The 13,812-nt window shown below is 47.7% G+C and carries 12 protein-coding genes; 8 read left to right on the top strand and 4 right to left on the bottom strand.

The annotated features are described in order from the left end of the window. Window positions 1–31: 31 nt before the first annotated feature. The 3 genes from D0B88_RS13315 to D0B88_RS13305 all read left to right on the top strand — a co-directional run bounded on the left by D0B88_RS13315 (window position 32) and on the right by D0B88_RS13305 (window position 3,774). Window positions 32–1,483 carry a TrkH family potassium uptake protein gene (locus D0B88_RS13315; RefSeq protein WP_151057748.1) on the top strand — a complete coding sequence of 484 codons (1,452 nt, stop codon included), beginning with the start codon at window positions 32–34 and terminating at the stop codon, window positions 1,481–1,483. Further along, window positions 1,483–3,006 (top strand): ATP-binding protein, encoded by a 1,524-nt coding sequence (locus D0B88_RS13310; RefSeq protein WP_007641265.1) that lies wholly within the window; start codon window positions 1,483–1,485, stop codon window positions 3,004–3,006. Before D0B88_RS13315 ends, D0B88_RS13310 begins: the two co-directional genes overlap by 1 nt. Before the next feature lie 78 nt (window positions 3,007–3,084). Next, window positions 3,085–3,774 (top strand): response regulator, encoded by a 690-nt coding sequence (locus D0B88_RS13305; protein WP_007641264.1) that lies wholly within the window; start codon window positions 3,085–3,087, stop codon window positions 3,772–3,774. A 183-nt stretch (window positions 3,775–3,957) separates the two neighbouring features. On the opposite strand, the gene D0B88_RS13300 is transcribed toward D0B88_RS13305, so the two are convergent. The 4 genes from D0B88_RS13300 to D0B88_RS13285 form a co-directional block, all read right to left on the bottom strand. Continuing rightward, a complete protein-coding gene (locus tag D0B88_RS13300) occupies window positions 3,958–4,962 on the bottom strand; it encodes a right-handed parallel beta-helix repeat-containing protein (protein WP_151057746.1) in 1,005 nt (334 codons plus the stop codon). 209 nt (window positions 4,963–5,171) lie between these two features. Beyond that, window positions 5,172–5,552 (bottom strand): hypothetical protein, encoded by a 381-nt coding sequence (locus D0B88_RS13295; protein ID WP_191966433.1) that lies wholly within the window; start codon window positions 5,550–5,552, stop codon window positions 5,172–5,174. Between the two features lie 23 nt (window positions 5,553–5,575). After that, on the bottom strand, window positions 5,576–6,379 hold the full coding sequence (locus D0B88_RS13290; protein ID WP_151057744.1) for a peptidylprolyl isomerase: 804 nt from the start codon (window positions 6,377–6,379) through the stop codon (window positions 5,576–5,578). 178 nt (window positions 6,380–6,557) lie between these two features. Continuing rightward, window positions 6,558–7,538, bottom strand: coding sequence for an HPP family protein (locus tag D0B88_RS13285; RefSeq protein ID WP_151057742.1), 981 nt, complete (start codon window positions 7,536–7,538; stop codon window positions 6,558–6,560). 147 nt (window positions 7,539–7,685) lie between these two features. Here D0B88_RS13285 and D0B88_RS13280 point away from each other — a divergent pair, with 147 nt between their 5' ends. The 5 genes from D0B88_RS13280 to D0B88_RS13260 are packed head-to-tail and all read left to right on the top strand — an operon-like array spanning window position 7,686 to window position 13,614. After that, window positions 7,686–7,892, top strand: a complete 207-nt coding sequence (locus tag D0B88_RS13280; protein WP_151057740.1) for a heavy-metal-associated domain-containing protein — start codon at window positions 7,686–7,688, stop codon at window positions 7,890–7,892. Window positions 7,893–7,903: 11 nt separating this feature from the next. Beyond that, window positions 7,904–10,174, top strand: coding sequence for a heavy metal translocating P-type ATPase (locus tag D0B88_RS13275; protein ID WP_151057738.1), 2,271 nt, complete (start codon window positions 7,904–7,906; stop codon window positions 10,172–10,174). A 2-nt stretch (window positions 10,175–10,176) separates the two neighbouring features. Then, the gene (gene cueR / locus D0B88_RS13270) at window positions 10,177–10,647 is read left to right on the top strand and encodes a Cu(I)-responsive transcriptional regulator (RefSeq protein WP_151057736.1); all 471 of its coding nucleotides are present in this window, start codon (window positions 10,177–10,179) and stop codon (window positions 10,645–10,647) included. Between the two features lie 35 nt (window positions 10,648–10,682). Further along, the gene (locus tag D0B88_RS13265; protein ID WP_151057734.1) at window positions 10,683–12,257 is read left to right on the top strand and encodes a TolC family protein; all 1,575 of its coding nucleotides are present in this window, start codon (window positions 10,683–10,685) and stop codon (window positions 12,255–12,257) included. Continuing rightward, window positions 12,250–13,614 carry a multicopper oxidase family protein gene (locus D0B88_RS13260; RefSeq protein ID WP_151057732.1) on the top strand — a complete coding sequence of 455 codons (1,365 nt, stop codon included), beginning with the start codon at window positions 12,250–12,252 and terminating at the stop codon, window positions 13,612–13,614. The genes D0B88_RS13265 and D0B88_RS13260 overlap by 8 nt, the downstream gene beginning before the upstream one ends. Window positions 13,615–13,812: the final 198 nt, after the last annotated feature.

Genomic DNA, 13,812 nt, shown 5'->3' with positions numbered 1-13,812 from the left:
GTGGCACTTCACTTTGCTAAAGTTGAGAACTATGAAATTACTGGGGCCAACACTACTTATTCTGGGTGCAATCCTTAATATTCTTGCGCTGTTCATGCTGGTGCCTCTGGCGCTCTCCATTGCCTACAATAGCGACAACCAACTGGCTTTTTTCTCTTCGGCGACCATTACCAGCCTTGTCGGTATTGTTTTTCTTCTGATCGGTAAAAAATCGCGCCTGGATTTTATGCAGCCACGCCAGGTGTTTTTAATTACTAGCGCCGCGTGGACTGGTGTCTCACTGTTTAGCGCACTACCCTTTATTATGATCGATCACCCACTGACATTGGCTGATGCTGTTTTTGAAGCGGTATCCGGTGTTACCTCTACAGGCTCCTCGGTAATGGTGGGACTGGATCAATTACCCAAAGACATATTGCTCTGGCGCTCCCTACTCAACTGGATTGGTGGTGTAGGTATTATTGGTATGGCGATTGCCGTCTTACCTTTTTTGCGAGTGGGCGGGATGCGCTTGTTTAAAACCGAATCCTCAGACTGGTCTGACAAAGCCATGCCCCGTGCACGCAGCTTAATGGCGATGATCATCTATTGTTATATTGGCCTCTCTATTCTCTGCTGCCTCGCTTATTGGTTAGCTGGAATGGATTTTTTTAACGCTATCAACCATTCAATGGCAACTGTATCGACTGGCGGATTCTCCACATCGGATTCGTCCTTTGCCCAATTTGATAGCTTGATACTGCACTGGATCGCCATTATTTTTATGCTCGCCGGTGCATTTCCTTTTGTGCTTTTTGTACGCATGTTAATTAATCACCGCTTTATCGTGCTGGAAGACACTCAAGTGCGCGGCCTGTTATTGATTGTGGTCATCATGACACTGCTGCTTACCATCCAATTGATTATTACTGAGCAGATGTCGCCATTTCAGGCACTGACTATGGCAGGTTTCAACTTGGTATCTATTGTCACCACAACAGGTTTTGCTTCAGGTGATTATCAACTCTGGGGGCCAATTGCATTCGTAGTATTTTATTTTGCAATGTTTGTTGGCGGCTGTTCCGGGTCAACCAGCGGTGGTATTAAGGTTTTCCGCTTGCAGATTTTTGCCGGGCTGGTAAAAGAGCAAATCATTACCGCCATTCACCCCCGAGCAATTATCAGCCGACGTTATAACGGCCGATTAATTAGCTCGGAAATTATCGCCTCCTCCATTTCATACATGTGCTTAATGGCGGCCTGCCTGGTCGTTATTGCTGTGATTCTCGCATTTACCGGATTGGATATGGTGACAAGTATTTCAGGCGCTGCTACGGCAGTCATGAACGTTGGCCCCGGCATGGGCGACATAATTGGGCCTGCGGGCAACTTCTCCAGCCTGAGCGATACCGCAAAGTGGGCCTTGTCTGCCGGAATGCTGCTCGGGCGTCTTGAGTTCTTGACGATAATTGTATTGTTCACCCCTGCATTTTGGCGGGCATAATGATCATTGAAAAAACCCTACGCCGCTTTGCATACCCCATTGGGATTTTATTTCCCTGGTTATTAACACCGCTCGCATTTCTTATTACCGATTACCTACCAAAAACTAATGTGCCCTTGCTGTACATTGTGATGGTGGTCTTTATTGCCATCAATGTAACGGTGGAATTGGCAATTATTAATGCCCTATCAAGTTTCTTTGCGTTTAGTTTTTTCTTTGCGCCTCCTCATAGATCAATAATGATCCATCAGGATGAGGATCTATTAACGATTCTGTTATTTTTGCTTACTTCAGTGCTTGTTGGTTACATGGCCACCAAACACAAAAAAAATGTGCAAAAAATTCGTATGCGCGAATTTATGACAGACATTGAATTGGAATTGCTCGAAAAACTGCCAAAAGCCCTGAATACCGACGATGTTGTCAATGCAATGCGCGAGGCATTGCAACCGTGGAAAGAAAATTGTGTACTGATTATTCATGGTGATAATTGGGCTACCCACCCAATGATCCGGCGTATGACCAACCTGCGCAAAACTTATCTTGAGGAATTGTTAGAGCTACGCTTAACGCCAGAGATGATTAAAAAAATCCCTGAGCTGGAACAAGAGCATGATGTGTACTTTCTCTATAACACCCGACAAGTTATCGGGCTGTTAAAAATTTCTATCGAGAATATTCAATATTTACCCAAAGATATTTTTCTGCTACTTCTGCATCAAGTAAATATATCCTTGGAGCGAACACGACTTGCCGCCGATTTGGAAAAGGAAAAAATTGCCAAAGAAAATGAATTACTGCGCTCTGCGCTATTATCCTCGGTATCACACGACTTTCGTACTCCACTAACAACCATGATTGGCGCCACCTCTACGGTAATTGAGTTTGGCGATCATTTGAATAAAGAAGAGACAACAGAGCTGCTAAAAACAGTTTTGGAAGAAGCGCAGCGGCTCAACCGATACACACAAAATTTATTGGATATGACCAAGCTTGGTTTTGGTCATCTCCAACTGGAATGTGACTGGGTTAGTGTTGAAGAGATCATCAGTGTTGTTAAAAAACGCTTGAAACCTTTGCTAATACACAATGATTTAAAGTACGACATCAGCCCTAACCTGCCACCGCTGTATGTGCACACTGCCTTCCTTGAACAGGCAATCTTCAATGTTATCGATAATGCAATCAAATTCTCACCCAAGGGCGCCAGCATTGATGTAGATTGCTTTAAAGAACAAGACAAAATAATTATTACGATTTGCGATCAGGGAACAGGCATTCCCGAGGATGAACGTGAAAAGGTATTTGAGCGTTTCCATACGGCCGAAAAAGGTGACAGACGTAGATCTGGCAGCGGCTTGGGCTTAACGATATGCCAGGGTATGATCATGGCTCACGGTGGCAAAGTCAGTATTCATGCTAACCCACGCCGATTGGCCGATAAAAAAAATCCAGGCTGCTGCGTTAGAATCGAACTGCCCATCACTGAAAGCGAAGACAAAAAAGATCAACAAGAGCATTAAACCGCTAAATTTAACAGCGATATAACACTGATTCAGCGCAGTGCTGTTTATACTTTGCCTCACTGCAATGGAGCCATCATGAGTAAAATATTGATTATCGACGATGAACCGCAAATTCGTCGCTTTTTACAAATCGGCCTCACCGCCCAAGGCTATACTATTCTTGAGGCCGATACGGGGCGCCAAGGTTTGGCATTGGCGGCTGAAATTGGCCCGGATTTGATTATTCTGGATATGGGGTTGCCCGATCTGGATGGTCAGGTAGTGCTGAAAAAATTGCGCGACTTTTTCCACCAGCCAATTATTGTGCTCTCTGTACGTAACCGCGAATCTGAAATTGTGCAGGCGCTTGATACTGGCGCCAATGATTACGTAGTGAAACCCTTTGGCATTCAGGAATTGCTGGCCCGTATTCGCGGGTTGATTAAAGCCTTTGGCCCAAGCGTAGAAAGTGTGCATACATTTCAGGATGAGCGGGTAGTGATCGATTTACAAGAGCGTAAATTAACGGTGGATGGTGAGGCTACCAAGCTATCGCGCAAAGAATTTGAATTATTAAAGCGCTTGATTAATAACGCTGGACGTTTGGTAACCCAACAACAATTGCTGCGCGAAATATGGGGCGGCACTCATGTGGAAGACACCCATTACCTGCGTATTTTTATCGCTCGCTTGCGCACCAAACTCGGTGATGACCCATCCAACCCCCGCTATATCGAAACAGAACCCGGTGTTGGCTATCGTTTTCTCCCTAGCGTAGAAAACTAAGCCCCCGTTGATTCAAATAATCCCCAAAAGATAATTTCATTTGCTCAATTTCTGCAAAAAAACGCGCGACCAATAGGGTCGCGCGCTGACTCAACGTACATCCATTTACACACACAGGGCGATTGCGTTGATGGCTAAGCCATAGCTTGCAAAAATAATTTTTAATCTACTGTTAGTTTTCTACTAACGACAAATAGTTCCAACGTTTTCCACCAATCCCGACGATGCCTCACTGATACAGCCGTGGCGATTATTAATAAACTGCGCACCAACCATCATATTATTTACACAGGATGCATCGTTCGCGATCATGCCAGCCCCTCCGGAGCGACTAATCACTACACCGGTAAATGTATTGCCAGTCGCACCTGTCGTCGGGTCATGGTTTACTTGTGCCAGAAAAATTCCATGCTGCACACTGTCGCTTATATGCAAATTGGTAAACGAATTATCCAATGAATCACGCATAAAAATGCCGACCGTTTTATTGTTAGTGATAGTGACATCAAAAAATTTATTATTGTTGAATTTGATATCGGTAGATATCCCAGCAGCTTGATTGTTGTAAAGGTAAATACCGGAAAAACTACTGTCTTCGGTTTCGTAGCCTGCCAAGCCATCAAATTCATTGTCATAAGAGGTGTAATCGCGAATTCGCAAACGGCGACAACCGAGTTCTGTCACCAAGCCGCCCGACATAGCACCAAAAACGACTACCGACTGCACACTGCAATCAATACAGCGGCGAATACTTATGCCGTTATTGCGCAAAGGAAACTGGTCACTGCAGGGGCCACCCATACATTCTGATGATTGGTTTGCTCTATTACCATCAATCATTAAATCGCTAACGCTCACAAAATGAATTGATCTGCTCGGAACGTTTTCAGTTTGCCCCATCACAATGACAGGTGCGTTAATTCCATCAGCCAGGCGTAGTACTGTTGCGGTACCACGACCACGTAAGGTGACGTGACTTTTATCGAGCACGATGGGATGGGTGCAGGTATAAGTGCCGCTGGTCAACAACACTTCACCGCCAGCCGAAGGCAATTTATTGATTGCATTTTGGATTGCCGTGCAGGTTTTTTCAGTGACCGTTTGCGCTGCAAATGCTGCTGGAGCACTGTTTGCAAGAATCAATAAAAACAAGATCAGAGACTGCCGCATGCTATGAATAAAACTCATAGTTTACCCTCTATAACAACAGGAGAATTTACACTCCTCATGCTTGAAGGCTAGTGCTAAAACACTCTCTCGCAAGAAAAACTGTGGCTTATATTTTAAAAAAATCTAATTATGCTTGGCGCCCAGTTCATCGGTGATAAGACTGTGTATTCTGGAAACACAAAAGGGGCGCAAGGCCCCTTTTGTGTTTCATTTATTAGCGCAGTGAATTACTCAGCGGCAGGTGCCTCTGCTTTTGGCATCAGTGGATTACAGTTTTTAATCGTTACCCGACCTTCCAACAAACTACCCTTTGAATATTCACTAAAAATACAGGTATTAGTTGCCGGGTCGTAGTTTTCGATCCACAGGTTATCGTCTTTCCAGGTTGCCGCCATGTGCATTTGACCCTTGGGAACGTCAATCGACATCACGCCACCAAAGTTCTTTACAAAGTGCTGCTCATAGTGGAAGAAATACATCCCCCAGCCGATGATCAGTATTGTCAGCCCGCCGATGGCGCCCGCTTTCCATTTAAAGTAGCGGCCGATTCCCCAGAAAACAAAAACAGCAACGGCGATAACCGTTATCCAATACAAGTATGTAATCACACTGCATCCCTCTTGTTGATAAGTTAGGCCTTATTCAACAGGGTTTTACGGCCCAGCGCAAGCAAACCCAGTGCAAGCAGGGAAAGTAAACCCAAGCTGCCGCTACCGCCATCATCCTTTTCGGTTATGAGGGTGTTTTTAGGTGGATTAAGGCTGGTTGCAGTATCCGGGTCCGCATTTAACACGACGACATTTTCGATCATTACAAAATTTTGGTCGCTTACCGGTTTTTTCGCTTTGTAATCATCAGCAGAATAATTACGCAAAGGAAGCTCAGTAAAGTCGGAATTAAAGTTGAAACGAGTTACACCTGCGATGGCGAGCACGACATCCATGCCACTGGTCACTTCGCCGAATGCAGTAAAGCCACCATTTTGTCTGTCAAGATTGGATGAATTGTCGGCCAGGTTGATAAACCATTGGTTTGTCGCACTGTTAGCGTTGTTAGGCGTTTTTGCCATAGAAATGGTCGCACGCACGTTGGAATACACAGGTTCATTTTCCACTGCAGCGTTTTTTGTGATTGCTTCCAACTTATCTGTGGTGACATATTTAAAACCACCACCCTGCACAATAAACCCGCTTACTGAGCGATGAATAACCGTATTTGCATAGGCATTAGCATTCACATAGGCCAAAAAGTTAGCGACGGTTTTAGGTGTGGTTTTGTCATAAAGGTTAACTTCAAAATCACCCATCACAGTTTGAAATTGAACCGTAGTAGCGGCTGCTAATTGACTCATCAATACACCAGCGCTCAGGCAAACAGCGGCAATGGTGTGTTTAAGCAAGGTGGAAGGTGCAACTGCAATGGAATTGAAACGCATGGTCGATAAACCTCGATGACAAAATAAATAATGAAAATAATTAATTTTTATAGCTAAGTGGACGTGGTTACACCCAGTTAGGATGACGGCATCTTATCCTGTACTACTCTGGGTACACACCCTAAATTTGTTGGAAATTGTAATAGTTAACGCAGACTCTTCATGTGTTTGATGGGATTTATACATCGTCATCGGTCAGCTTTTTCCAGTGGCCATTAGGCTGAGGAATAACTTCATAGCGCGCCCATTGGCGAAATTCGCTGCGCAAGCAAATCCCGGTGGCATAACCGCCCGCCCCCGCCACCACTTTAAAAATCACTTGGTCTTTATTGGCGTTGGCATGGTTGGCGGCGTCTACGACCTGACGCACGCTCCATAAGTTCCCCAGTTTGCCATTGCTGTAAAAATGCCCGGGAATAATTTGCTCCGGGTGGGTGATGTTTTTTTCTGCGTGTTGCTTTGCCAGCTCCAGTAACTGAGTGAGATTTTCAGCGGTGATATCCACGTAGGAGTTCAGCTGTTCCATCGCTGCAGAAAAATCTTCCTGGGTCAGTTCGAACTGACGCTCAGCAGTAACTGTGGGTTTGGCAATTTGCCGACGGGTTAAATGGGCCGGATAGCGACGCCAAGGGAAAAAAGCATTAAATGCAATAGCCATTGCCATGATGCTGACCACATTGATCAGGATGGGTGCCACTAGATAAAAATATTCGAGCTTGTAGATTTCTGCCCCGCCAATAACGGCGGCCAGTGCCGTGGCGCCGCCGGGAGGATGCATACAGCGCGCATAGTGCATTACCGCTACCGCCAAGCCCACAGCTAAAGCCGGTGTCCAGGTTTGATCCGGCACTAGCTGCTGACAAGTAACTCCCACCAAGGCCGACAGCAGATGGCCACCAATCACGGCCCAAGGCTGGGACAAGGCACCCTGCGGCACAGCAAACAGCAGCACGGCGGTCGCACCCATAGAGGTCACCATAATCAGGGTACCCGCGGTGTGCATAAAACCATCCGGGAAACACCAGCGTGTACCCCAGTAAACCGCCAGAATCCCGAGAAAAGCCCCCAACCCGGAAATCAGTTTTTCGCCGTGACGGGTGGTACTGCGCTCTATACCGAGCAGTAAGCGGGCTTCATGCAACCAGTGTTTGATACTCACAGGGGATACTCCATGCACCAGAAAAGCGCATGATGCTAGAGGTTTATAGCGCTAACTGCAAATAAGCCTAGACTCAATAGAATACTTGACCTTCCCATGATGGTAAGCCTTAACCTGATCTCACTAACAGATTATCAGGAGACCATCATGCAGTTATTTCACGTAGAAAACATGACTTGCCAAGGCTGCGCTAACGCGATTACGCGTGCCTTACAAGCAGTTGATGCCAATGCCGTCGTTAAAACGTTCCCGCCGATTCGTCAGCTGCGGGTCGAATCAACATTGAGTAATGAGCAATTACTCGGGATTTTTGCGGAGGCCGGTTATCCGGCTCAACCCTTTAGCGAAAAATAGAGAGGCCTATCATGAGTAACTCATCAAGCGAGTTAGATCTGGCAATTGAAGGTATGACCTGTGCCTCCTGTGTTGCCCACGTTGAGCGCGCACTGAGTAAAGTTGAAGGGGTGAACAGCGTCAGTGTCAACCTCGCCACCGAACGAGCGCACCTTACACTTACCCACCCAGTGGCGCTAAACACCCTGGTGGAGAAAGTAGAACAGGCTGGATACAACGCAAAACTGGCGCAAGATGAAGATGCCGGCGACAGTGCCGACCGCCGTGAGCAGGAACACCAGCAATTAACCCACCAGTTCCAGCTGGCGCTCTTGCTCACCTTGCCGGTATTTGTGATGGAAATGGGCAGCCATCTCATTCCCGCTTTGCACCACTGGCTAATGGGCAACCTTGGGCAGTGGAGTTGGATAATCCAGGCCGTTTTAACCACCTTGGTGATGTTCGGCCCCGGCCGTGTGTTTTACCTCAAAGGTTTACCTGCGTTGATACGCATGGCGCCAGATATGAACTCGCTGGTCGCCGTAGGCAGCTTGGCCGCGTGGGGTTACTCGTTGGTTGCCACCTTTATTCCAGCCGCCCTGCCCGCCGGTACGGTGAATGTTTACTTTGAAGCCGCCGCCGTGATTGTCACCCTGATTTTGCTGGGGCGATTATTGGAGGCCCGCGCTCGTGGCCGCACCAGCGATGCCATTGCCCAACTGGTAAAACTTCAACCGCACACCGCAACACGTATGGTGGATGGCGAGCAACAAACCTTGGCGATAGATCTCATCCAACCCGGCGATCATTTGCTGGTACGCCCCGGCGAACGTATCCCGCTGGATGGCATAGTCACCGAAGGCAGTTCCTTTGTGGATGAATCTATGATGACCGGTGAACCTATGCCGGTGAGTAAAAGTGCGGGCGCTGAGGTAGTCGGCGGCACACTCAATAGCACCGGCGCCTTCCAGTACCGCGTCACCAAAACTGGTAAGGACACCATGCTGGCGCAAATTATCCAGCTGGTGGAAGCGGCACAGGGTTCAAAACTGCCAATTCAAGCATTGGTGGATCAGATCACTCGCTGGTTTGTGCCGGCGGTGATGCTAGTGGCGCTGCTCACGTTTATCGTTTGGATGTTTTTTGGCCCCGAGCCTGCGCTGGGTTTTGCACTGGTGAATGCCGTGGCGGTACTGATTATCGCCTGCCCCTGTGCTATGGGTTTGGCCACGCCCACTTCGATTATGGTGGGCACCGGCCGCGCCGCGAGCCTTGGTTTATTATTTCGCCGCGGTGCGGCACTGCAATCCCTCGCCGAAGTGAAAACCATCGCCTTTGATAAAACCGGCACCCTCACGTTGGGTCAACCACAATTGACGGATTTTATCGTCGCTTCCGGGTTTGAAAAAAATGCCGTACTGGCGCTGGTTGCAGCGGCAGAGCAACACTCGGAACACCCGATTGCAACAGCGTTAGTCACCGCCGCAGCGGCCGAAAAAGTAACGCTTGGCACGTTGGAATCCTTTGAGGCGATGGCCGGTTACGGATTAAAAGCACAAGTGTCTGGCAATGAAATTTATATTGGTGCTGATCGCTTGTTTGAAAAACTCGGGATTGATCTGGCGGTATTCAGCACCAAGGCCCAACAATTAGCCAGTGAGGGAAAAACACCCATTTATGTTGCCGTTAATAATCAGATTGCCGCCGTGATGGCGCTGGCCGACACCATTAAACCCGGCACCGCTTCGGCGTTAAGCGCATTGCACTCACTCGGTTTTAAAGTGGCGATGATTACCGGCGACAACCGCCGTACCGCTGAAGTGATTGCCAAACAATTAAATATAGATGTGGTGATCGCCGAAGTATTGCCCGATCAAAAAGTTTCCGCGGTAAAACAATTGCGCAGCGAGCATGGCGCTATCGCCTATGTGGGCGATGGTATTAACGATGCGCCAGCGCTTGCCGAAGCGGACCTGGGGCTGGCGATTGGTACCGGAACCGACATCGCCATTGAAAGCGCCGATCTGATTTTGGTGAGCGGCGATATTGAAGGCGTACCCAAAAGTATTGCGCTGGCGCGTGCCACTATGCGTAACATTAAGCAAAATTTATTTTGGGCTTTTGCTTACAATGTGGCGTTAATTCCACTCGCCGCCGGTATTGCCTACCCTGCATTTGGAGTGCTGTTATCGCCCATGCTTGCAGCGGGCGCTATGGCGCTGTCCAGTGTATTTGTAGTGACTAACGCCTTGCGTTTGCGCAATTGGCAAGCACCGATTAGCGGCCACCAAAAGGGCAAATAACTATGTATCAAATCAATTCATCAAACCTGGAATTGGCAAGTGCACACGCGCAGGGTTTGCATACCATTGGCGATGCCGCAAAACTGACTGGTGTCAGTGCAAAAATGATTCGTCATTATGAAACGCTCGGCTTAATTACACCCACCGATCGCACTCAGGCGAATTACCGTGTCTATCAAACGCGGGAAATTCACCTGCTGCGTTTTATTAAAAGCGCGCGGGATTTAGGCTTCTCCATGAAACAAATCGCCCAGCTGTCTAGCCTGTGGAAAGACGAAGCACGTAGCAGTGCCGATGTAAAAAAATTGGCGATGGAACATATTGATGAAATGGATGAACGTATTCACGCGCTGCAACAAATGCGTAAAGCGCTGAGCGATTTAGCGAATCGGTGCCAGGGCGATGACCGTCCCGACTGCCCAATTTTAGATGGCCTTTCTTGTTGCCATCAACAGGCGCAACAGCAACAGTAACGTGCTATAAAATGAGAAATTCATAAGGTGAAAAGATGAATCCAAACTTAAAAAAAATCGCACTGCTATTAATGCTGGCTAGCAGTTTGCTAATCACCGCCTGTAGCAGCACAGCCCCCAAAAATTCATTGATGCCCGTGCAAACAGCACTTGAGCAAAACTTTCCCGGTGCTAGTGTAGATGCGGATCACGCAGTGAGCTCTACAATAAAAGAACCCCTGCAACTAACCGATGCCATACAACTATTGTTAAGCCATTCGCCGCAGGTGCGTATGCAGCTTGCACAATTAGGTATTGCCGATGCGCAACAACTCCAAGCCGAATTAATTAGCAACCCACATATTTCCATCGGTGCCATGCGCCCGGAAGGTGGTGGGCGCTGGCAATTAGAAACGGGTTTAAGCCAGCCACTATTGGAACTATTTACTCGGCCGCTGCGCCGTCAATTAGCGCAAGACAATCTGCTGCGTGCACAATTGCAACTGCAAGCTGAGTTGCAGGAATTAATAGTGCAAACCCAATCGCACTATTACAGCGCTCTCGCTGCCGCCCAGCATTTACAGATCCAAACCCAAGTATTAGACGCAGCCAAAGCGCAAATGCAACTGGCGCTCAGTCTCTATCGCGCGGGCAATATGGCAGAAAACCAATTTTTGTATTACGACAATGAATTGCGCCGCGTGCAACAACAATTTAATCAGCGCCGATTAGCGTCAAAAAATGCACGACTAACATTGCTTAACTTTATCGGCCTACCCAGCAGCACCACACTCACCTTGCCTACGCAATTGCCTGCACTGCAACCGGAAACATTTGACCGAGACCAGTTAATGGCTGAGGCCAATAGCCATAGGTTGGATAATAAAATTATTCAGCAACAATTAACGCTGGCCAGCAAACGTCGTACATTGCTAGCAAGAGAAAATGGCTGGCGCGATATTAGTGTGGGTATTAATGCGGAGCGAGAAGCGGATGGCGCAAACAATATCGGACCGGAAGTGGAATTTGCATTGCCAATTTTTAATCGCAATCAAGGAAAATTGGCGGCTTTGGATGCGCAAGTCACACAACTGCAAGCCAAACTACAACAACATGAATTGGCGGTGGATGTGGAAATAGCACAAGCGCTGCTGGCCCTTGAAACTGCACAAACACAGCTGGCGTTAATCACACAGAGTTTACAGGTAGCGGAAAAACGTACCGCGCTCGCTCAGCGCGAAGTCAATTTTATGCTCACCAGCCCGTTTGAACTATTGGAGATTAAACGCAATGAAATCCAATTGGCCCACGACTACACCAAAGAGTTAAAAAATTATTGGCTGGCGCGCAGCCAATTGGAATTATCCATCGGCAAAACATTGCCTATTTCCACTGGAAAACCAGATCACTCGCAAATGAATCATTCCAAAATGGATCATTCCAAAATGGATCATTCCAAAATGGATCATTCCAAAATGGATCATTCAAAGATGAACCATTCAGAGATGGATCATTCCAAAATGGATCACTCAACAATGGACCATGCAGAAATGGATCATTCCAGTCATCAATCTCACAGCGACCACTCAGATAAAAACACCAGCGAAGAGCAGGAGCATCAACATGATTAATCGCCGCAATTTACTGCTCGGCAGCGCCGCCGGTTTGGTGGCCGCGAGTTTGCCCTTACAGGCGCAAGTGGATCACTCCCAACATCAAATGCCAACACCGGCAGAGCCCAAAGTGGACCACTCACAGCATCAATCTACAAAAAAAGTGGTGCGCAAAAGCACCAAAGATATTCCTGCCGTCAGCACAAAAAAACCGGAATTAACGGCACAGGGCTATCGCCCGGTAATTACGCCTAATGGCCGCACCTTACCCTATCGCATGAACAATGGCGTAAAAGAATTTCATTTAATCGCCGAAGAAATTGAGCACGAATTTGCGCCGGGTTCAAAAATCAAAGCTTGGGGTTACAACGGCAGCACACCAGGGCCAACGATTGAAGCAGTTGAAGGCGACCATGTGCGAATTTATGTCACCAATAAATTGCCCGAGCATACCAGCATCCACTGGCACGGTATTTTATTGCCCTGGGGCATGGATGGGGTAAGTGGTTTAACCCAAGCGCCGATTAAACCGGGCGAAACATTTGTCTATGAATTTACTCTGCAACAACACGGCACCCACATGTATCACCCGCATGCGGACGAAATGGTGCAGCTCGCCACCGGCATGATGGGCATGTTTATTATTCACCCCAAAGAAATCACCAAGCCCGAAGTGGATCGCGATTATGTCGTGCTGTTGCATAACTGGGCAGTTCATCCGGGCACCTATAGACCCGACCCAAGCGTCATGACGGAATTTAATTTGTGGACGATGAACAGCAAAGTGTTTCCGGCGATTGAATCCATGGTCGGCCAAACCGGTGAACGCATTCGTATTCGCATCGGTAATTTATCTATGTGGAATCACCCGATTCATTTACACGGCGTGCAATTTTTCGTGACTGGTTCTGACGGTGGCCGCTGGCCAGAAAACCAATGGCGCAGTGAAGTGACCGAAATTATCGGCGTGGGTCAAACCCGCGATATTGAATTTGTGGGCGTGCCTGGTGATTGGGCGTTTCACTGCCATATGAGCCATCACACCATGAATGCCATGGGCCATGAAGTGCCCAATATGCTCGGCGTAAAACAACCCAGCGCACAAATTAATAAAGTGCTGCCGGGTTATATGGCGATGGGCGAGCATGGCATGGCTGAGCATCAGGAACATGTGGACATGGGGCATATGCCCGGCCCGGAAAATACCTTGCCGATGATGATGGGCGAAGGCCTCTACGGCAAACTGGAAATGGGCGGTATGTTTTCCATGATTCGCGTGCGCGACGCACTAGGTGAGCAAGCGGATATGTACCTGCCACCTGCAGGCACCCAAGCCAAAAAAGTGGATAAGGTGCCCAGCGACATTCCCACTTAAAAACTTATCAACGCGTATTACCGAACCTCTGTGTCACCGCTGGTGACACAGAGGTTTTTTTATTTGCTGGTGAAGTGTTAATAAATGTCTACATACGTCAATTCAGACTGCCTTCGGGGCGTCACTCACCTATAATCCGACATGACTATAACTACAAATAGACGAACGTCGATCCAATACACTTAACCCTTTTTCATA

The sequence above is a fragment of the Cellvibrio sp. KY-YJ-3 genome (assembly GCF_008806955.1).
Lineage (GTDB): Bacteria > Pseudomonadota > Gammaproteobacteria > Pseudomonadales > Cellvibrionaceae > Cellvibrio.
This window is presented reverse-complemented; position numbering and strand designations above follow the sequence as displayed.

What these genes read in the sequence shown, in the direction of transcription:
- D0B88_RS13300 (WP_151057746.1), bottom strand. Translation starts at nt 4,962, where the DNA reads ATGAGTTTTATTCATAGCATGCGGCAGTCTCTGATCTTGTTTTTATTG.
- D0B88_RS13265 (WP_151057734.1), top strand. Translation starts at nt 10,683, where the DNA reads ATGAATCCAAACTTAAAAAAAATCGCACTGCTATTAATGCTGGCTAGC.
- D0B88_RS13290 (WP_151057744.1), bottom strand. Translation starts at nt 6,379, where the DNA reads ATGCGTTTCAATTCCATTGCAGTTGCACCTTCCACCTTGCTTAAACAC.
- D0B88_RS13260 (WP_151057732.1), top strand. Translation starts at nt 12,250, where the DNA reads ATGATTAATCGCCGCAATTTACTGCTCGGCAGCGCCGCCGGTTTGGTG.
- D0B88_RS13310 (WP_007641265.1), top strand. Translation starts at nt 1,483, where the DNA reads ATGATCATTGAAAAAACCCTACGCCGCTTTGCATACCCCATTGGGATT.
- D0B88_RS13280 (WP_151057740.1), top strand. Translation starts at nt 7,686, where the DNA reads ATGCAGTTATTTCACGTAGAAAACATGACTTGCCAAGGCTGCGCTAAC.
- D0B88_RS13275 (WP_151057738.1), top strand. Translation starts at nt 7,904, where the DNA reads ATGAGTAACTCATCAAGCGAGTTAGATCTGGCAATTGAAGGTATGACC.
- cueR (WP_151057736.1), top strand. Translation starts at nt 10,177, where the DNA reads ATGTATCAAATCAATTCATCAAACCTGGAATTGGCAAGTGCACACGCG.
- D0B88_RS13305 (WP_007641264.1), top strand. Translation starts at nt 3,085, where the DNA reads ATGAGTAAAATATTGATTATCGACGATGAACCGCAAATTCGTCGCTTT.
- D0B88_RS13315 (WP_151057748.1), top strand. Translation starts at nt 32, where the DNA reads ATGAAATTACTGGGGCCAACACTACTTATTCTGGGTGCAATCCTTAAT.